General features: G+C 61.5%; 19 protein-coding genes. 4 read left to right on the top strand and 15 right to left on the bottom strand.

All coding sequences use genetic code 11. The features are described from left to right. Positions 1 to 47 precede the first annotated feature (47 nt). Together IE125_RS00630 and IE125_RS00625 are read right to left on the bottom strand one after the other, a co-directional pair. Positions 48 to 986 (bottom strand): arabinose ABC transporter substrate-binding protein, encoded by a 939-nt coding sequence (locus tag IE125_RS00630; protein ID WP_189443160.1) that lies wholly within the window; start codon positions 984 to 986, stop codon positions 48 to 50. A 393-nt stretch (positions 987 to 1,379) separates the two neighbouring features. After that, positions 1,380 to 2,621 (bottom strand): aldose epimerase family protein, encoded by a 1,242-nt coding sequence (locus tag IE125_RS00625; RefSeq protein WP_229808854.1) that lies wholly within the window; start codon positions 2,619 to 2,621, stop codon positions 1,380 to 1,382. Between the two features lie 143 nt (positions 2,622 to 2,764). On the opposite strand from IE125_RS00625, the gene IE125_RS00620 reads away from it, so the two are divergent. Continuing rightward, positions 2,765 to 3,730, top strand: a complete 966-nt coding sequence (locus IE125_RS00620; protein ID WP_189442662.1) for a LysR substrate-binding domain-containing protein — start codon at positions 2,765 to 2,767, stop codon at positions 3,728 to 3,730. Here the strand turns inward: IE125_RS00620 and hda are convergent. Together hda and IE125_RS00610 are read right to left on the bottom strand one after the other, a co-directional pair. Further along, positions 3,708 to 4,409, bottom strand: coding sequence for a DnaA regulatory inactivator Hda (hda, locus tag IE125_RS00615; RefSeq protein ID WP_189442661.1), 702 nt, complete (start codon positions 4,407 to 4,409; stop codon positions 3,708 to 3,710). The two genes, IE125_RS00620 and hda, sit on opposite strands and share 23 nt — an antisense overlap. Further along, positions 4,406 to 5,503: an AI-2E family transporter gene (locus IE125_RS00610; RefSeq protein ID WP_189442660.1), complete on the bottom strand. Its 1,098-nt coding sequence runs from the start codon at positions 5,501 to 5,503 to the stop codon at positions 4,406 to 4,408. Before IE125_RS00610 ends, hda begins: the two co-directional genes overlap by 4 nt. 104 nt (positions 5,504 to 5,607) lie before the next feature. Between IE125_RS00610 and purM the strand changes: the two genes are divergently transcribed. The 3 genes from purM (at position 5,608) to IE125_RS00595 (ending at position 8,807) form a co-directional block, all read left to right on the top strand. Then, positions 5,608 to 6,702 carry a phosphoribosylformylglycinamidine cyclo-ligase gene (gene purM / locus IE125_RS00605; RefSeq protein ID WP_189442659.1) on the top strand — a complete coding sequence of 365 codons (1,095 nt, stop codon included), beginning with the start codon at positions 5,608 to 5,610 and terminating at the stop codon, positions 6,700 to 6,702. Positions 6,703 to 6,710: 8 nt separating this feature from the next. After that, positions 6,711 to 7,457: a phosphoribosylglycinamide formyltransferase gene (purN, locus tag IE125_RS00600; RefSeq protein ID WP_189442658.1), complete on the top strand. Its 747-nt coding sequence runs from the start codon at positions 6,711 to 6,713 to the stop codon at positions 7,455 to 7,457. Between the two features lie 264 nt (positions 7,458 to 7,721). Beyond that, a complete protein-coding gene (locus IE125_RS00595; RefSeq protein ID WP_189442657.1) occupies positions 7,722 to 8,807 on the top strand; it encodes an aldo/keto reductase in 1,086 nt (361 codons plus the stop codon). A gap of 133 nt (positions 8,808 to 8,940) precedes the next feature. On the opposite strand, the gene dcd is transcribed toward IE125_RS00595, so the two are convergent. From dcd to IE125_RS00540, 11 genes are all read right to left on the bottom strand, one after another. Beyond that, entirely contained in the window at positions 8,941 to 9,507 is a 567-nt protein-coding gene (gene dcd / locus IE125_RS00590) for a dCTP deaminase (RefSeq protein ID WP_189442656.1), read from the bottom strand. A gap of 207 nt (positions 9,508 to 9,714) precedes the next feature. Continuing rightward, entirely contained in the window at positions 9,715 to 10,515 is an 801-nt protein-coding gene (gene apbC, locus IE125_RS00585) for an iron-sulfur cluster carrier protein ApbC (RefSeq protein ID WP_229808892.1), read from the bottom strand. A gap of 152 nt (positions 10,516 to 10,667) precedes the next feature. Beyond that, positions 10,668 to 11,132 carry a tellurite resistance TerB family protein gene (locus tag IE125_RS00580; protein WP_308430104.1) on the bottom strand — a complete coding sequence of 155 codons (465 nt, stop codon included), beginning with the start codon at positions 11,130 to 11,132 and terminating at the stop codon, positions 10,668 to 10,670. A 256-nt stretch (positions 11,133 to 11,388) separates the two neighbouring features. Next, positions 11,389 to 11,904: an S-ribosylhomocysteine lyase gene (luxS, locus tag IE125_RS00575; RefSeq protein ID WP_189442654.1), complete on the bottom strand. Its 516-nt coding sequence runs from the start codon at positions 11,902 to 11,904 to the stop codon at positions 11,389 to 11,391. A gap of 142 nt (positions 11,905 to 12,046) precedes the next feature. Further along, entirely contained in the window at positions 12,047 to 12,772 is a 726-nt protein-coding gene (locus IE125_RS00570) for a glutathione S-transferase (protein ID WP_189442653.1), read from the bottom strand. 250 nt (positions 12,773 to 13,022) lie between these two features. After that, on the bottom strand, positions 13,023 to 13,292 hold the full coding sequence (locus IE125_RS00565; protein WP_189442652.1) for a hypothetical protein: 270 nt from the start codon (positions 13,290 to 13,292) through the stop codon (positions 13,023 to 13,025). A gap of 103 nt (positions 13,293 to 13,395) precedes the next feature. Beyond that, positions 13,396 to 15,783, bottom strand: coding sequence for a DNA polymerase II (locus IE125_RS00560; protein ID WP_229808853.1), 2,388 nt, complete (start codon positions 15,781 to 15,783; stop codon positions 13,396 to 13,398). A 106-nt stretch (positions 15,784 to 15,889) separates the two neighbouring features. After that, positions 15,890 to 17,227: a glycosyltransferase family 2 protein gene (locus IE125_RS00555; protein ID WP_189442651.1), complete on the bottom strand. Its 1,338-nt coding sequence runs from the start codon at positions 17,225 to 17,227 to the stop codon at positions 15,890 to 15,892. Positions 17,228 to 17,434: 207 nt separating this feature from the next. Continuing rightward, positions 17,435 to 17,899 carry a GNAT family N-acetyltransferase gene (locus IE125_RS00550; protein WP_189442650.1) on the bottom strand — a complete coding sequence of 155 codons (465 nt, stop codon included), beginning with the start codon at positions 17,897 to 17,899 and terminating at the stop codon, positions 17,435 to 17,437. Between the two features lie 23 nt (positions 17,900 to 17,922). After that, positions 17,923 to 18,393 carry an ASCH domain-containing protein gene (locus tag IE125_RS00545; RefSeq protein ID WP_229808852.1) on the bottom strand — a complete coding sequence of 157 codons (471 nt, stop codon included), beginning with the start codon at positions 18,391 to 18,393 and terminating at the stop codon, positions 17,923 to 17,925. Continuing rightward, positions 18,390 to 19,223, bottom strand: a complete 834-nt coding sequence (locus IE125_RS00540) for a GNAT family N-acetyltransferase (RefSeq protein WP_229808891.1) — start codon at positions 19,221 to 19,223, stop codon at positions 18,390 to 18,392. The genes IE125_RS00545 and IE125_RS00540 overlap by 4 nt, the downstream gene beginning before the upstream one ends. Positions 19,224 to 19,417: the final 194 nt, after the last annotated feature.

The raw sequence follows: 19,417 nt of genomic DNA, 5'->3' as shown, positions 1-19,417 counted from the left end.
CCATCGATTGCCGACTCTCGTGGCGTCGGCGACGCGTTATTGCTGCGCTAAAGGCCCAGGTCTTCTCGTACCTGTTCCCAGTTGTCGCGGGTCATCAGCGTTCCCGTGGTTTCGGTATTGGCCGGCGGCTGCTTGTCTTCGGTGATCCAGGTGTAGAGATTGTCGGCACTCTGGCGCCCATGCATGGTGGAACTGACCGCCACGGTGCCGTAGAACCCGGTCGGCTTCTGGCGGGAGAATTCGGCGAATGCCGCCCCGGAGCCGTTGATGCCGATACCAATGACCTGATCCGGCGCCAGGCCATATTGTTCGCTAGCGCGCACGCCACCTAGCACGCTCTCTTCATTGAGCGCGTAAATCACCCAATGCTCGAAGCGACCGTTCTTGGAAAAGATCGGCGACGCCGCGGCAAAGGCACTACTGGTATCCGTATTCTGCTGCGGCGCATCGAAGATGTTGTCACTGACGAAGCCGGCGTCCAGCAGCGCATCGGTCGCGCCATCGGTCCGCTCCTTGGCGGTCGGCAATTCATTGTTACTAATGCGCAGGGCTGCCACGCTCTGCGGCTCCCAGCCTCTTGCCTTCATTTCCTTGGCAATCGCATCGCCGACTTGACGGCCGATCTTGTAGCCGGACATACCCAGGTGTGGCACCTCGGCCATCGGCTCCCCGTCCGGCCCCAGAAACTGGTCGTCGACAGTCACGACCTTCATGCCGTACTGCTGGGCGCGGTTGGCGATGGCCGGTCCCAGGCGCACGTCAGGCGGACAGATCACGAATCCCTGCGCGCCCTGAGAGTTAAGATTGTCGATCGCGCTGAGCACCTGCTGGCCATCTTCTCCAGAGAGCCGAACGACCTCGAAGCCTTTCTGCTCGCCGAGCGCACTCGCCGCATCCTGTTCATTGATGAACCAGGCCTGCTCGGGCTTTTTGACGATAAACCCGATCTTTACGTCGTTCTGTGCCAGGGAAGATCCGGCGCCCATGCCGAAACTGGCCACTCCGAGTACCAGCAAAGACGATTTCAGGAAGTTAATCACGGCTGCCTCCAGCTCCACCGGGAGCGTGTGGTTGTTATCGGATGACGTGCAGGTCATGGCTGATACGTGCGATGCACCAGTACCCGCTGTTTTTGCGGTGAGGTCACGGTATGTAGCCGACCGATAACCGACAAATATCGATACGATGGTGGAGTGATACGGTAGTTGCTATTGGCCGATAGGCAGTACAAACGGAGTGCGGGAAAACCGGATAGTCCCAGGTGTCTCGTCCCGACTAAAGTCGTTTCAAGACTTTGGTCAAACGGACGTTTTATCCCCAAAAAACCGCCACGATCCATGGCGGTTTTCATACGCTTGATTGCGCGACTTGCCGTTAGATTAAAAGGGAGCGAAGCCAGGCAGATCCTGCGTCGTCGAAAACCGGTAAACGGTTTGCGAATGGTAAGTCTCGCCCGGCTGCACGATCGTCGAAGGGAAGTTGGACTGATTGGGAGAGTTCGGGAAGTGTTGCGTTTCCAGCGCCAAGCCGGCGTGTAGAGTGTAGGGTTGTCCACGTTTCCCGATCAGAGTGCCATCGAGAAAGTTGCCCGAGTAGAACTGCAGCCCTGGCTCCGTGGTCGAGACTTCGAGTACGCGACCACTCTGCGGTTCGATGACTCGGGCCGCCAGCGACGATTGCCCGGCTTGACCGGGATTTCTGGACAGCACGAAATTGTGGTCATAGCCCTTGGCATAGGCCAGCTGCGTGTTCTTCTGCCCCATGCGCATCCCGATGGCAGTCGGCTCGCGAAAATCGAAAGGTGTGCCGCTGACGCTGGCGATTTCTCCGGTCGGAATCAGCGTGTCATCGATGGGCGTATAGGCGCTGGCGTTGATCACCAACTGGTGGTTCATGATACTGCCGTTGCCTTCTCCGTGGAGATTGAAATAGCTGTGTTGCGTCAGATTGACCGGCGTCGCTCGCGAGGCCTTGGCCCGATAATCGATGGCCAGTTCGTTGTCGTTGGTCAGCGTGTAGCTCACGCGCGTCGAAAGCCTACCGGGAAAACCTTGCTCGCCATCCTCGCTAGTGTAGGTGAGGACTACCCCTCTCCCCTGAACGGAAGAGAATGGCTCGGCATGCCACAGCCGCTGGTCGAAACCGACATCGCCGCCATGAAGTGTATTGGGACCGTCGTTCGTGGGCAGTCGATAGGTTTCACTTCCCAGCGAGAAACGGCCATTGGCGATGCGATTGCCGTAGCGACCAATGAGGGCACCAAAGTAGGGGTTGGCCTGACGGTAAGCATTAGAGAGATAATCGTCCAAGGCGTTGAAGCCCAGCACGATGTCATCAAGATCGCCGCTTCGATCGGGTGTCTTAAGCGATACGATGATGCCGCCATAATTGATGACTCGCATCTCGAGACCGTCGTCGTTGGTGATTCGATAGCAGTCGACCTCGCGACCGTCCGGTAAACGCCCGAAGATCGACCGCTGGACACCGGCTGGCAAAGCGTCGGTCGTCGATGAAGACATCGGCTCGCCCTGGGCCTGAGCTTGCACCTGAACCATGAGCATGGCCGGGGTGAGCATCAATCCCAGAAAACGTAATGGAAAAGCAAAGACATGGCGCGTCATCACAGACTCCTCATGATCGTATGCTCGACTGGAACCTCTAAAACGTAGCCCGGAGCCCTCAATCTGACTATGCGACAATACCTCGTTATGCCTCATCAAAACGTCGCACGCCTTGAACCCCGCCCGTGATGAGATCGCGACCCGTGGATTTGCTGTCTCCGGACTGGTTCCTGCGTGCCAGGCTCAAGTTTCGACATCTTCAGCTGTTCGTGGCGCTGGACGACTGCCGCAATCTCCATCGCGCGGCAGAACGCTTGGGCATGAGCCAACCGGCGGCCTCGAAATTGCTCGGCGACATCGAGCGGCTACTGGGCGTGCCCCTCTTCGAGCGACATTCTCGAGGCGTGACGCCCAACTGGTATGGCGAAAGCCTGATCCGACATGCGCACAGCATGCTCGACGCGCTCAATCAGGCAAGCGAGGAAATCAACGCGCTCAACGAAGGCAATGCCGGTACCGTCTCGATCGGAACCGTGCAAGCGCCCGCCGTGACCCTGATTGCCAGCGCCGTCGAACAGGTTCACCGCGAAAGCCCGAATCTTAAGGTCAATATCGATGTGGATGTCAGCGGCAAGCTAGTGCCGAGATTGAGGAATGGCGAGCTCGATTTCGCCATTGCGCGAATTCCACTGGGCACTCCGGCGAGCGACTTCGTTTTCGAGGAGATCGGCGAGGAAAAACTCTGCTTCGTCTGCCGCGCTGGCCACCCGCTCGCACGATCCCGAGCCGCCGCACTGGAGGAAATGCGACATTATCCCTGGGTGCTGCAGCCTCCGGGCACGCTGATGCGACAGCGGGTGGAGCATCTCTTTCTGCATCACCGCATCGCGATGCCCGCGCGCGTCATCAACACGCCGGATATCTACATGTCGCTTGCCATGATCGACAAATCAGAGGCAGTGACCGTCACGACGCGGGAAGTCGCGGACCTGCTCTGCGCGCAGCCCCGCTTCTACCGACTGCCCACGGCTGACGCGCTGAGCGTGCAGCCCTACGGGCTGATCAGTCTGCGCGAACGGCGTCTATCGCCAGGCGCGGCCAAGTTGATGAGCACGCTGCATCGCTTGATCCGCGAACAGCGCACCCTCACCACTCGAGCGCCTGCTTGACGAAGGGGATGGTCAGCTTGCGCTTGGCGGAGAGCGATTCGCGATCGAGCCTGGCGAGTATCTCGGAGAGTCGGTCGAGCTGACGCGGCCCGCGATGCAGGATGTAACGCGCGACTTCGTCGGGCAACTGCATCCCTCGGACGCGCGCCCGCAGCTGCAGCGCCGCCAGCCGCTGCCCGTCGTCGAGTGGTTGAACGTGAAACACCACGCCCCAGGTCAGCCGTGACGCCAGATCGGGCAGTTTGACCTCCAGCTGACGCGGCGAGCGATCCGCCGCAATGATCAGCCGCTTGCCGGCATCCCGTAGCCGATTGAAACCGTGGAACAACGCCTCTTCCCAGCGCTTGCGGCCGACCACCAGTTGCAGATCGTCGATTGCCAGCAGGTCGAGGCGTTCCGGTTCTTCGAGAATATCGGGGGGAAAATGCCCGAGGGCATCGAGCGGTAAATAGAGCGCGCGCTTGCCTTCGGCATCCGCGTTGTGACAAGCGGCCTGCAGCAAATGACTGCAACCCACCCCTTCACCGCCCCACAGATAGAGAAACGGCTCGCCGCCCTCACCGAGCTGCTCGTCAAGATGGGTCATCAGGGAGGCGTTGGCGCCGGGAAAGAAGTTGGCGAAGGTCGCATCGTCGCGTAGACCGACGCCGAGCGGCAGCTGTGAAGAGGTCGGGCTCATCGGTCGCCCTCGCGCTTGGCAGTGACCGCCGCGGTGGTGCGAACTCGCTCGCGATCGTAGAGCTGGCTATTGCGGTAGCGCTGATAGACGTAGCGCAGCAGGACCATGATCACGGCCGCCACCGGCAGCGCCAGCAGGATGCCGGTAAAGCCGAAAAGTTGCCCGCCCGCCAGCACGGCGAAGATCACCGCCACCGGATGCAGGCCGATCTTGTCGCCAAGCAGCAGCGGCTGCAGCAGTGTGCTTTCGGCGATCTGACCGATGCCGAAGACCACGAGCACTCCGACCAGTGGCAGCCAGGTATCGAACTGGAAGAACGCCACGACCAGCGCCGTGAGGATACCGACGATCATTCCCAGGTAGGGCACGATACTGGCCAGTCCCGCCATCAATCCAATCAACAGCCCGAAGCGCAGGCCGAGGACACTGAGACCGATGGCGTAGATCACGCCGAGGCTCAGCATGACCAGTAGTTGCCCGCGCAGGAAGGCCGAGAGCACCTCGTCGCACTCGGTACTGAGCGCGGTGACTCGTGGCTCGATATGACGCGGCAGCATGTCTTGCAGATAGCCCTTGATCCGATCCCAGTCCAGCAGCAGGTAGAACGTGACGACCGGAATCAGGGCGATGTTGCCGACCCACACCGCGAACGCCAGCCCGGAGCGCGATGCCTGCGCCAGGAACGCCGCCGCATAAGTGCCCGTCTCGCGCCAGTTGCTCATCAGCGCTTCACGCAGCTGATCGAAGTCCGCGGTGAAGTCGATGCCGGTCAGCGACTGGATTTCGGGCAGGATCGTTGCCTGCACCCAGTTGAAGACTTCGGGCAAGGCTTGTATCAGCTGGCCGATCTGGCGTCCCAGCACCGGCACCAGAATCACGATGGCGCCGATCACCAGTACGCTGAGCAGCAGGAAAACGACACTCACGGCCAGGCGCCGCGACAGCCCCCGCGCCTCGAGGCGATCGGTGATCGGGTCGCCCAGATAGGCCAGTATCATGCTGACGAAAAACGGCATCAGAATCGGCTCCAGCAGCACCAGCAACCAGAGTGCGATAACCGCCCCGACCACTCCCCAAATTTGTACTCTTGTCATTGTGCGCTCGTCGTCCTTCGACTGCCCCCTCGATGAAGGCAATGCTACAATGCGCCCCGCTCAACATCATCCCTATTCATCGGCTCCGCGAGAAAGGTCCATCTATGACGCGCTCCACTTCCGACAATCCGAACGCGCCCCGTTCGAACGGCGCCAAGCCCATCACCTATCGGGACGCCGGCGTCGACATCGATGCGGGTAATGCGCTGGTCGAGCGCATCAAGGGAGTGGCCAAGCGCACGGCAAGACCGGAGGTCATGGGCGGCCTGGGTGGTTTCGGCGCCCTCTGCGAACTGCCGGCAGGCTACCGCCAGCCGGTACTGGTCACCGGGACCGACGGCGTCGGCACCAAGCTGCGCCTGGCGATGGACCTCGGCCGTCACGACACCATCGGCATCGACCTGGTCGCCATGTGCGTCAACGACCTGGTGGTCGCCGGCGCGGAGCCGCTGCAGTTCCTCGACTATTACGCGACCGGCAAGCTCGATGTCGATATCGCCGCCGACGTCGTCACCGGTATCGGCGAGGGCTGTCACCAGGCGGGCTGCGCGCTGGTCGGCGGCGAGACCGCCGAGATGCCCGGCATGTATGAAGGCAGCGACTACGATCTCGCCGGTTTCTGCGTCGGCGTGGTAGAAAAGTCCGAGATCATGGACGGTACCAAGGTCGCCGAGGGTGACGTACTGCTGGGCCTGGCCTCTTCCGGTCCGCACTCCAATGGCTACTCGCTCATCCGCAAGATTCTCGAGGTCGGCGGCGGCAAGCTCGACGACACGCTCGACGGTCAACCGCTGGGCGACCTGCTGATGGCGCCGACGCGTATCTACGTCAAGCCGCTGCTGTCGCTGATCAAGGAAAGCGGCGTCGACGTGCACGCCCTGTCGCATATCACCGGCGGCGGCCTGCTCGAGAACGTCCCGCGCGTGCTGCCGGACTCGCTGGCGGCGCGAATCGATGTCTCGAGCTGGCAGCGCCCGGCCGTGTTCGACTGGTTGCAGACCCAGGGTAACGTCGAGGAGCGCGAGATGTACCGCGTACTCAACTGCGGCATCGGCATGGTCGTGGTCGTGCCGGCCGCACAGGCCGAGGCGGCGACCCGGCATCTGGAAGCCGCCGGCGAACAGGTACATCGCCTCGGCGAGATCGTTACACGCAACGCCGGCGCGGAAGCGGTGCAGCTCGAGAATCTGCCGGCATGAGCGGTGACATGAACGATCAAAGCGACACGCTCAACGACTTCGAAGCGGCGGCGGCGGAAAAACCCCGTGTCGTCGTGCTGATCTCCGGCAATGGCAGCAATCTTCAGGCGCTGCTCGATGCCCAGCAACACGACGAGCTCGGCGGCGAGATCGTTGCCGTGATTTCCAACAAGGCGGATGCGTACGGGTTGAAACGGGCGAAGGACGCCGGCGTCGACGCCGTCGCCCTGCCCCACCGGGAGTACGACTCCCGCGACGCCTTCGACGCCGCGCTGATCAAGGTGATCGACCGCCACGAGCCGAATCTGGTCGTGCTCGCCGGCTTCATGCGCATCTTGACGCCGGCCTTCGTCGACCATTATCGCGGACGCATGCTCAATATTCACCCGTCGCTGCTGCCCGCCTATCAGGGGCTGAATACGCACCAGCGCGCCCTGGCAGATGGCGTCAGCGAGCACGGCGTCAGCGTACATTTCGTGACCGAGGAGCTTGACGGCGGCCCGGTGATCATTCAGGCGGTCGTGAATGTCGAGCCCGAGCAGGATCTCGACGCCTTGATCGACAAGGTCCACGCTCGCGAACATCTGATCTACCCCATCGCGGTGCGCTGGTTCCTGGAAGGCCGCGTCAAATTGACGCCGGACGGCCAGGTTACGCTCGATAGCATGACGCTGCCGGCGACGGGCTTGCGCATGTCTCACGCCGATGCGGCGGAAGAGCTCGACGAGGATCTCGACCCCGACGAGCAAGACTGAGGGCCGCCGCCTGGCCGCTCTCCCGTGGGCCAAACCCATTCTCGATGGCGACTCCTGCAGAACCGTATCGCAGGAGTGGCCTCTTGCTTCGGCGCCCACGTCCGCGGTTCTTGCGCTCGACGCCATCCTCTCGCCCTCCGTTACTACCAGTCCTCAAGCTTGTCGTGGCGCCAATCTTTGCCAGACTGATTCGAGCCCGGTCCGCGTCCAGCGTGGCACGCCGGGCACCTTCAATCGCAGCGCCAACTCAGGGAGGAACACGATATGGATTATCGTCCGCTTGGCAATTCGGGCCTGCTGGTATCCCCGCTCACGCTCGGCACGCTGACCTTCGGCGGCGACAATGGCTTCGAGAAGACCGGCAAGGTCGACGTGACCGGCGCGAAACGCCAGTTCGACATCGCCTTCGAGGCGGGTATCAACGTGGTCGACACGGCCGATCTCTATGCGATGGGGCTGGCCGAGGAGATTACCGGCAAGGCGCTCGGCAGCAAACGCAACGACATCATCCTGGCGACGAAGGGCCGCAGCCCCATGGGCGACGACCCTAACGCCTCGGGCTCGTCGCGCTATCACCTGATACGCGCGGTCGAGGCGAGCCTGAAGCGACTGGGTACCGACCATATCGATCTCTATCAGCTGCACAATTGGGACGGTGTCACGCCGATCGAGGAGACGCTGGAAGCGATGCATCATCTCGTCGCCAGCGGCAAGGTGCGCTACTGGGGCACCTCCAACTACAGCGGTTGGGAGATGATGAAGACCCTCGGCAAGGCCGAACTTCACAATCTCACCAAGCCAGTGAGTCAGCAGATCTACTACACCCCGGAATCGCGGGAAGCGGAGTACGAGCTTATGCCTCTGGCGCTGGACCAGAACGTCGGCTCGCTGATCTGGGGCCCGATGGGTGAAGGGCTGCTGACGGGCACCGTTCGTCGCGGACAGCAAACCCCGCCGAATACCCGCCAGGGCGATGGCTGGCCGGAGCCCTATGTTCACGACATGGCGCGTGCCTACGACATCATCGAAGCACTGGTCGCCATCGGCGAGGCACACGACTGCTCGGCGGCACGGGTCTGTCTAGCGTGGCTCAAGGATCGTCCCGGGGTGACCTCGCTGATCGTCGGCTCGCGCAGCGAGGCGCATCTACGCGACAACATCGCTGCTCTTGAGCTCACGCTCACCGAATCCGAGACCCGGCAGCTCGAACGGCTGACCCGGCCGGCACCGCTCTATCCCTACTGGCACCGCATCGTCGCCGGCATGGATCGTCTCGACCCGGCGGAAAAACCGTTTCTCGATGGCTACGCCGAGACCATCAGGGATCGCACCGACGACCGCTCGGCATAATGTCGTCATTGGGAGCGATTCAATCACGAACAAAACGGGGCGCCGATCGATCGGCGCCCCGTTTCATGGCCAATAAGATTCAACACCAATACCATTCAAGGCCAATACTGGGTTCGTTTGGGCTCGTTCGGCTTCAGGTTCGCGGCAGGGTCACGCCGCGCTGCCCCATATACTTGCCACCGCGATCCTTATAGGAGACATCACACTCCTCGTCGGACTCGAGGAACAGCATCTGCGCCACCCCTTCATTGGCGTAGATTCTCGCCGGCAGATTGGTGGTGTTGGAGAACTCGAGCGTCACGTGCCCCTCCCACTCCGGCTCCAGCGGCGTCACGTTGACGATGATGCCGCAACGGGCATAGGTCGACTTGCCCAGGCAGATCGTCAGCACACTGCGCGGAATACGAAAGTACTCGACCGTGCGCGCCAGGGCGAACGAATTGGGCGGAATGACGCAGACATCGCCCTTCACGTCGACGAAGCTCTTCTCGTCGAATGACTTCGGATCGACCACCGCCGAGTGAATATTGGTGAATACCTTGAACTCATCGGCACAGCGCACATCGTAGCCGTAGCTCGAGGTGCCGTAGGAGATGACACGCTGGTTGTTCACGTGACGGACCTGATCGGCCTCAAAGGGCTCGATCATGCCTTGCTGATCCGCCATACGGCGTATCCACTTGTCGGATTTGATACTCATGCAGGGTCCTTGAAACCGGGCGCTCGACCGGCGATATCTCGAGATCGAATGATGTAAGGGAGATGGTGCGACATCATAGCGGCGCGACCTGACTGCGGTCCATCGAACGCGCCACCCAAATCGCGTGGATGACCGTCAGGACGCTTGCCGTGGCGATAGTCCGTGTATCTGACGCCTCGCCGTTTGCCGCCTCGATGCAAGTCTGCATTAATCGCTGAACGAGATGCTCGGACCGCTGGTGTCCTGGCCCACCACGCCACTGGCGACCGCCCGGGCTACCTGGCGGAACGTCTCGGCGACCTGGCCTTGGGGTTCGGCGACGACGCTCGGCTTGCCGCCGTCCGCCTGCTCGCGAATCGAGAGCTTGAGCGGCAGCTGACCCAGCAGCGTCGTCTGGTACTGCTCGGCGATGCGCTCACCACCGCCCTCGCCAAAGATCGGTTCACTGTGCCCGCAGTTCGAACAGACATGCAGGCTCATGTTCTCGACGACGCCGAGCACCGGCACGTTCACCTTGCGGAACATCTCGATCCCCTTCTGGGCATCGAGCAGCGCGATATCCTGCGGCGTGGTCACGATCACCGCGCCATCCACCGGCACCTTCTGTGCCAGCGTGAGCTGGATATCACCGGTGCCCGGCGGCATGTCGATGAACAGAAAATCGAGATCGTCCCACAACGTCTGGTTCAGGAGCTGCTGAAAAGCACCGGAGACCATCGGCCCACGCCATACCATCGGCTGGCTGATATCCACCATGAACGCCATCGACATCGCCTGGATGCCGTGCGCCATGACCGGCTTCATGCTCTTATCGTCGATCACCTCGGGCCGGGTGCCTTCCGCCAGCCCCAACATACGTGCCTGACTCGGACCGTAGATGTCCGCGTCGAGCAGGCCGACTCGATATCCTTCCGCTGCCATCGCCAAGGCCAGGTTGGCCGCGACGGTAGACTTGCCGACGCCGCCCTTGCCGGAAGCGACGGCCACGATATGCTTGATGCCCTCGATCACTGAATGCTCCTTGACCTGATACCGATCCGTTCATGTTGCCGCAGTATAACGAGCGATGGCGCCTATACCCTAGCAGGACAGTCGGATTACGTTATCACGGTATGACATCGACGTTTCGGGCGGAACATCCGCGATCGCGGGACACGCATTCAGGTGAGGCCTAACTCCTCCTTGACCGCCAGTTTGGTACGAATGAAATCGCTGTGCGTCACGTAGAGCAGATCCGCCAGCCGCCGAATGCGATGCTCTTCCAAGGGCGCTAACTCGTTATCGATGTAGGCCAGCCGCCACATCTCCGCAATCAGCTCGACGCGCTGGTTATAGGTGAAGTGTTCATTGAGCAGCGAAACATAGCGAAAATGATCGACCGCGTGCTCTACCTGGGCTTCGGCCTTCACGACCAGCGACTCGACGCTGGCCTCGTCCAGCCCGAATCGCCGCGCCAGAAACTGACGCATCGCCCGCTCTTCGGCCGGGTCGATATCGTAGTCCGCGCGCAGCACTTCGCTGAGCAGTGCCGCCACGGCAAGCTCGGGCGTTATCGCCTCGCGCCCGTCGCCTTCAGGCACGGACAATACCCGCTGAAAGAACTGTTGAACGGTATCGAGCATCATGATGTCGCCCTCGCTGACCGGCGGTGAATAAAGGTTACCGTTTGACACCTTTTCAGTGACAAGTTCGCTCCCGGTGACAAGTTCGCCCTCAGTGACTAGTTCATCCTTACCGATGAACTCATCGCGCGGACGAGCCGATGGTGACCCGAGCGACATGCCCGACGAGGCGTCCATCGAAAACCCCCGCAACAAAAAACCCGCGACTTGAGGGCCGCGGGTTTTCGTCACGCATCGAATGCTCGGCAGATGACGCGATTCAGGCGCCGTGCGCGGCGAGGAACTCCGGCGTCAGCTTCAGTTCGCTGTTGGAGTTCACGCCGATGCCGCGCGAGGTGACGTTGCGCGCAATCTGCTGCGCCTCGTCCAGCGAGTGCATGCCGGCGGTACCGCACTGATAGATGTTGAGCTCGGGGATCGACTTCTGATCGGTCAGCGCCAGAACATCTTCCATCGATGCATTCCACGCCGCGCCGACGGCCTTTTCGTCGACCTGCCCGATCAGGCTCATGTAGAAACCCGTGCGGCAACCCATCGGTGAGATATCGATGATTTCGACACCGTCACCGTTGAGATGCTGGCGCATGAACCCGGCGAACAGATGCTCCAACGTGTGAATGCCGCGCTCGGAGAGGATCTCTTCGTTGGGTACGCAGAAGCGCAGGTCGTAGACCGTGATGTTGTCGCCGCCAGGCGTCTTCATCTGCTTGGCCACGCGCACCGCCGGTGCATTCATCTTGGTGTGGTCGACCATGAAACTATCGAGTAATGGCATATCGTGCCTCCTTCTCGGCGTGTCCGAGAGCCGAGCCTGCATTGGCTCGACCCGATGTCGTAACTGCCTACTTTAGCACGCTAAACGCCGTTGTCAGGTGCCGATTACCCGGCATCGCCGATAGCCGCGGCGGTGATCGTCGTCACCTGTCCAGCTCGGGATAGTGACGAAAGATGCCGCTTTCGTTGAAGTCGAGCCGTCGATCGGATGTCAGGTAGGCCGCCACGCGAGGCCGCTGACTGACCCGGTCCACCAGCGCCGTCAGCATCGGCAGTTCCGGCTCCAGGCGGGACATCGCTCGCGGAAAGGCGTAGCGCAATCCCGTGACGACCTGAAATAGCGACAGGTCGACGTAGCTGTGGGCGGTCCCGACGAGATACGCCTCGTTGCCGCCATTGGTGGCCAGCACCCGTTCAAAATAGTCGAGAAACTTCGGCAGCCGTTCCTGCACGAAGCCTTCGGCCCGCTGCACGGCGGCGGCCTGCTGATTTTCGTAGTAGAGCGAGACCCCGATCGGATGATGGGTGTCGTGAATCTCGGCGACGAAATCGGTCAGCGTCAGCTGCAAACCATTGGCCCAGGCCCGGCTGGCCTCATCCGCAGGCACGAGATCGAGCCGCAGCGCCAGGTACTGCAGAATATTGGCGACATGCGAGACCACGAGATCACCCGCTTTCAAGATCGGCGGTGCAAAGTGCGGGTGCCCGATCTCGCCACCGTGCAGAAATTCGCTGACCGCATTGGCACCGCCGTCGGCACCGGCCCGTCTGCCGACGTCTTCGTATTCGGCACCTGCGTCTTCAAGCGCCAGCCGCACGAATTCGCCGCGTCCGGGAATCCCCGGCCAATAGTAGAGCTGATAGATCATGCGTCGTCCCTCCAGACAACCGGGAGAAACCTTGAACATAGCAGCCAACGGCTCGCAGCGAGAGATCCCGGCGCCGCTGGGATATCACGCTATTTCGCGTGACCCTGGCAAGCAAAGACAAAGCAGACGATAGTCGGCGGGAAGCGCCGAGCCGGATTCTCGGCTCGGCAAGATGACGCTGAGTACTGGACCGAGGCACCGGTACGTTTGATGCGCTGTCGAACACACCGGCGAGGCACTCAAGACCTGATTATCGGCACGGCACCGCGCGGCGCAGCGTGCTCTTTACCCACAGCCGCTGGTCATCGGGTGTGCGGCCCTGATCGTTCCACTGCTGCGTAGTCTCGACGCAGAACGAGCCCAGGTCCTCGACGGCAGGTGCCGTCGCGTCCGGGCGATCGCCGCCGATGCGCAAGATATCGGTATTGGTCGACTGATAGTTCGGTGCAAAGGTGTTGGACGCACAGCCGGCGGTCAGCGAGACCACCCCGCACGCCAGCAGGAAACGGCGCAATGCCATCTTGAAAAGATCCTCGAAAGGTACCGGCACGATTACCGGCAGCGCTAGATAGCACCCAATGCAAACCCGGTCAACGGAATTTGTCCCGAGCTCGAAACCCCGGTTACGAGAACAGGCCGAGCTGCTGATCGATCAGGCGCGAGAAATCGTCACCCACGAACGGCAGAATACCGTCGGCAACCGGTTGGAGCTGTCGACTCACGTAGTGCTGATAGTCAACCGGCGAACGCCGGTTTTCCAGCGGCTCAGGACCAGCCAGCGTGATCACGTAGCGAATCCAGCCACCGTTCTGGTACTGCAGCGGGCGTCCCATTCGCCGGTTGTAGTCATCGGCAAGTCTGGCTGCGCGCACGTGCGGCGGCACGTTACGCCGATAGTCGTCGAGCCTGCGCCGTAGCCGCTTGCGGTAGACGAGCTCGTCGTCGTGATCGCCGGCCAGCGTCTCCTGGACGATCCGGCGCACGTAATCCTGATAGGGCTCGCCGGCGAAAACTCGCCGATAGAGTTCGCGCTGGAACGTCTTGGCCAAGGGCGACCAGTCTGCCCGCACGGACTCCAGACCCTTGAAGACCAGACGCTCGTTACCGTCGTCTTCACGAACCAGTCCGGCATAGCGCTTCTTGCTGCCCTCCTCGGCGCCACGAATCGTCGGCATCAAGAAGCGGGAGAAGTGGGTTTCGAACTGCAGCTCCAGCGCACTCTCGAGCCCATGTGCTTTGGCCAGATGCTCGCGCCAGAACGCATTGACCCGCGCCACCAGCTGCCGACCGATCGCGCAGGCCTGCTCGTCATCGTGCGCGCCGCCCAACCACACGAAAGTGGAGTCAGTGTCACCATAGATAACGGTATAACTTACATCACGGTATTCGTCTTCGATAAGCTCCCGCGTGCGGCGCATGATCTCGTGGCCGCGCATGGTAATCGAGGACGCCAGCCGCGGGTCGAAGAAACGGCAGCCGCGGGAACCGAGCACGCCGTAAAAGGCATTCATGATGATCTTCAACGCCTGCGCCAGCGGCGCGTTTCCCTCTCGCTTGGCCGCCTCGCGGCCCTCCCAGACCTGCTCGACGATAGCCGGCAGCGCGTGGCGGGCTCGTGAGAATCGCGCACCGAGGAACCCGGGAACCGAGGCTGTATCGCTCGGGTCCGCCAAGCCCTCGACGAGCCCTATCGGGTCGATCAGATACGACCGGATGATCGAGGGGTAGAGACTCTTGAAATCGAGCACCAGCACCGAGTCATAAAGGCCGGGCCGAGAATCCATGACGTAGCCACCCGGGCTGTCCTCTCCATCGCGACTGCCCAGCGTCGGCGCCACATAGCCGAGCCGATGCATTCGTGGCAGGTAAAGATGCGAGAACGCGGCCACCGAACCGCCACTGCGATCCGCAGGCAAGCCGGTGACACTCGCGCGCTCGAGCAGAAAATCGATGATTCGCGTGTGCTCGAAGATCCGCGTGACCAGCTCACAGTCCTTGAGGTTATAGCGGGCCAGCGCCGGTTTGTCCTCGGCGAACATGCGATTGATATCGGCCATGCGCTGGTAGGGGTTGTCGATCGCCTTGCCCTCGCCAAGCAGCGTCTGGGCGACGTTCTCCAGGCTGAAGGAGGGAAAACTCCAGGTCGCCGACTTGAGCGCTTCGATACCGTCGATCGCGAGTCGTCCGGGGATAGTGACGAACTGGTGGTTGGGCTGATGGCCGTGGGCGCGCCATTCCATCAGTGTCTCGCCGCGACCGAGGGTGAGCGGCACGCCCAGTCGCTGCGCGTGCTGTTCCAGTTTGCGCAGATCGAACTGGATCACGCTCCAGCCGATGATGGCATCGGGGTCGAAGCGGCGAAACCAGGCATTCAGCGCACGCAGCAGATCGGCGCGGGAATCGCAGTAGACCAGCTCGAAATCGCGAGCGCGGTCCGCTTCGCTCCCCTCACCCGCCGGCGGCCCGAGCATGTAGACCACGCGCTGGCCGCAGCCGTGCAGACCAATCGAGTAGAGCTCGCCACGCTCGCTGGTCTCGATATCCAGCGAGCAGAGACGCAATGTCGGCCGATAATCGGATGCCGGCCGAAGTTGAGCTTCGGTAACTGCGCCGTCGGCCGCGATCGTTCCCTCGAACGTCACCCCTGCAGTGATGAAGCGCTCCATGAGATAGCGATCCGGCGGTCGCACGTCCGCTTCGAGCAGGTCGATGCCTGCCTCCCGCAGGCGACGTTCCAGATTCATCAATTGACGATGGCTGGCGCAGTAAAGGCCCAACACTTGCTGCCGGTCGAAATCGCACAGCTCGAGCTCGCGCAGCTCGACGCCCCGCTCTTGTGTCAGCAGCGACTCCACACGCGCACGCTGCGCACGGCCGACGAACGCCACCGACGTCTGCACGCCGAGCGCTACACGACGCGGACCCGCATCGGTCGCCAACCAGAACCAGACCGCCGTGCCGGCGGGCGTATCCTGCCAGTGGCGCGTAAGAATGAAACCCTGTCGATCCACGATGCGCTCTTGGCAGCCAGACGATCATGCCGATGGTAAGGCCTGTGACGCATCCTGTCGCGGCGCCGTCTGTCGTGGCATCAGGCTGTCGCCGGACCGACCGCACTCACCCCATCTTGCGAATAGCGCTCTGGGCCGCCGCTCTCAACCATGCGAACCGACGCCCCAGAAACGATCGAGATCTCGACGCTCCGACACTCCTGGAACTTGAAGGCACCAAGCCGACTCTCCTTGATGGCTCTGCGACGACAGCCGACCGATACGCAGGTTGGCGACTATCGGATACCGCGCTGCCAGCCGAGGTCACGACGTGGAGTGCATTACCCGCTGTCCTGGTGGCGACCTCCGCGCTGCCCTCGGACTGGGCGGGCGATGATTTCGAGACGCTTTCCCCGGCAGGCGCAGCCGGTATGGGTGTCTCGGACGCTGGTGCCGCAACGGCCTGGCTGGCGCTTGCCCAATGGCGGGTTCCCTTCAGTGCCGTGACCGCCTGGTCACGTTCGTGCGTGGCGAGCATCGACTTCAAACGCACGACCGCTCTCTCCGAGCGATTCAGGACCGCGCGGCGATCGCGCTCGATCAAAGCCCGCGCCCCTATCTGCTTCATGAACGCCGACCGTTTGCCGCGATAATCCCTGAACGCCTCGCGCGGCCACGTATTGCGCCGTTTCACGTCAACGTTTTCGTGCGAGCGATAGGCCCGCCGATTGGTCTTCAGTTCCGACTTGCCGGAGGGGCGCCCCCGCAGCAGCAGCGCAAGATACTCATCTTCGGAGCGGAACATGCGATGGATCACATACGCACTTTTGGGCGCGATCACCGCGCTGGCCGCCAGCTCGGGCTCGTCTTCGCGGAAGGCCATGGGTTGGCCCTCGGCATCCAGCACCACCACAGCGTCATCGAATAGCGGGCAGTGAATTCTGACCTTGCGAATATTCAGCGTCTGAATCGGCGTCAGCGTCTTCAGGTGAGACGACAGCTCGTAGCCAGAGCCGTTGCTCAACGGCGTAAAGGCTTCCCGCTGACCTAGCTCGCAGTGCCATAGAAAGGAGATCGGGCTCGGCGTCTCCAGGTTCATCCGCGCGATGAACTCACCGATCGGCGTTGCCAGATCCCGAGGTGTCCAGAATTCGTCGACATCGAGAAACATCAGCCAGTCGACGCCCGCGCGTCTCGCCTCGTCCAGTGCCTTGGCGTAAGCGATCGTCTGCAGTTTCTTGCTGACGCCGGGATCGCAGACATCGATCCAGTCGATGAATTCGAAGGTGACCTGAGGATAGTGTCGCCCGATTCGCTCGAGCAGCGCGGCCGAGTGGTCCGAGGTGCGATTGAGAATGACGTGAATCTGATCGAACCCCAAGTGCAGATGGTGAAAGACCCACTCTGCGAGATAGGGGCCCTCATCCTTGGCGACCGCACAAAGTCGCGTCAATAGCGTGGTCACGGTTGTTCCTCGCCCGGCTGGGCTGACTGATGACGTCTCATCGGCGGCGATGCCGACATGAACACTCAGCGTAAGGTAACGTTGCGTAACGCTCAATACGGTTTATTTCACACGGAAGGCTCAATCTCGAGGCACGGGCGTCCTCACCGAAAGCGGTTCATCTTGCCGGGAAGGGAACAGGAAAGGCCTTTTCTCACCGTCGAGGGTTCATGATCCTCTGGCCATCTCGACGTGTTCGACTCCCGTGATCGCCGAAACGAAAGGCTCGCCGACAGGCAGGAAGCCCTCGTTTCGGTAGAACGCCGTCGCGTGACACCTCGCATTCAGTCGGATGACACCGCCTCCTGCCCTGACCGTCGCGTCGATCAGCTCTCTCAGTATGAGCCTCCCGACGCCCTGCCCTTGGCACGCTGGAGCCACGACCATCTGCGAAATCAGCCAGCTGCCATCCGGAAGCTGGTTCAATCGCCCATAGCCCAGCAGATCGCCATCCCGCACGGCAGCGAGATGCCAGGCAGACGCCTCCCGTTCGTCATCCATCACCGACTCGGGCAGTCCGTGATCGGCAAAGAACAGCTGATATCGCAACTCGCGGGCCTGCTTCCAAAGAGTGCCGCCAAGATCAATCAAGGTAATCTGAGGTGTCGAAGCCGCGGCTGATGAAGAATTCATGATGACTCTCGGATCCCGGTCGATCAGGGAAATACCTTCTCGAAATACTCGAGCAGTAACTCGGCGTCTCCCGTGAAAGCGATATTCAGCTCGGCGGCCTGACGACGAAAGAAGCGAAGGTGTTCGCGATGCCACCACGAGTAGGAGCCATCTCCCTCGCCTTCGAGCGTCGCAAATTCAGGAGATACGTCGTCGAAGCGACAGATGTCGATCGCGGTCAACCTGATGATGCAGACCGGCAGTTCCGCGCTATCCAGCACGATCGTCAGCTGGCCAACTTCAGGCAGCGGCTGTTGTCCGGCGCGATATACCGCCAGCCAGCTGCAACTGGCTCGCTTGATACCGGCGTGAATCAGCCGCGCGCACTCGTCGATCAATACTGGCCGATCTCCAAAGCACTCTGCGACCACGCCCGGCATTTGGGCACCATCGATCATTTCTGTCGAGTCCCGGTAACGCTGTAGAAAGTCCGATTGCGCCGGCGTCAAATTCATGGAGACTTCTCGCGAGCGTCAGCTCTACCGGGCCCGATATCACCGCCAGCACGCCGGGACGTTTCTCCACCAATGCCGTTTTCAGCCAGCGCCTGCAACATCATCAACGCGCCGGAGCGAGCCAGCAGCGTCTCCCGAGAACCTGCTCCCAGGTCCTCGGCGAACCTTGCCGCGAGTGCCGTATACACCTCGCACCAGCGGGGAACGGCATGGGGCTCACCGGCGCACAAGCGGGACTCCATGCGTGAAATGGTGTCGAGCAATTCCGTGTCGAGAAGTCTCGCCTCGAGGCTATCGCTCGATGGAGACGCAGGCACCAAAGGCTCACCCCACTCACTGCGCAGTACTCCGTAGCGAAGGGAATCGTAATACTCGCCCTGATAAAAGCGCACCTTGCGCAGCCGCCCTTCCAGCCGATAACCCGCCTTGAGCGCGCAGGTCATCATGCCGGGATTGCCGGACCAGGTCGTCAGTCCGACACGTTCGACTTCGAGGCGTTCGAACAGGCGGGTCGTCCACTGCTGCAGGGCCCGGTGACCAATCCCCCGGCCCCAAACGCTGGAGTCATAGATCGCGATCCCGGCCTCGAGCCAGCGCGTGCTTTCGGATTCCCAGTAGAAACTGACTTCGCCTACCGGGCGCCCTTCCAGAAAGATGACTTGGGCGTCGTCGCCGGCCTGTAATCGCTTGAAGCGTCTTTCCCGAAACTCATCAAACGAAGGACGCTGATAGCCGAAATATGGGCCATTATAAAGAGTCCACGTCTCATCCGCTGTCATCAACTTATACAGAAGTTCTGCCGAACCCGGCGGGGCAACGTCCAATGTCACTTCCAACAATGCGCTGTCCTTTTGCATAGAGAACCGTTATCGGAAAATGGATACCCAGATGCACATGACGTGATGCACTGAGATCACAGGCGATTGGATTGCGGTCCATTCAGCCACCTGAACATTTGATGTGCCGTCAAAGCAGTAATCGAGAGACTATGTCACAGCCACGAAAGCGGAGGGGTGTCCGCGAG

This window comes from Salinicola rhizosphaerae, assembly GCF_014652715.1.
GTDB classification, from domain to species: domain Bacteria; phylum Pseudomonadota; class Gammaproteobacteria; order Pseudomonadales; family Halomonadaceae; genus Salinicola; species Salinicola rhizosphaerae.
The sequence above is the reverse complement of the archived record's forward strand: the minus strand, read 5'-3'. Positions and strand labels throughout refer to the sequence as shown.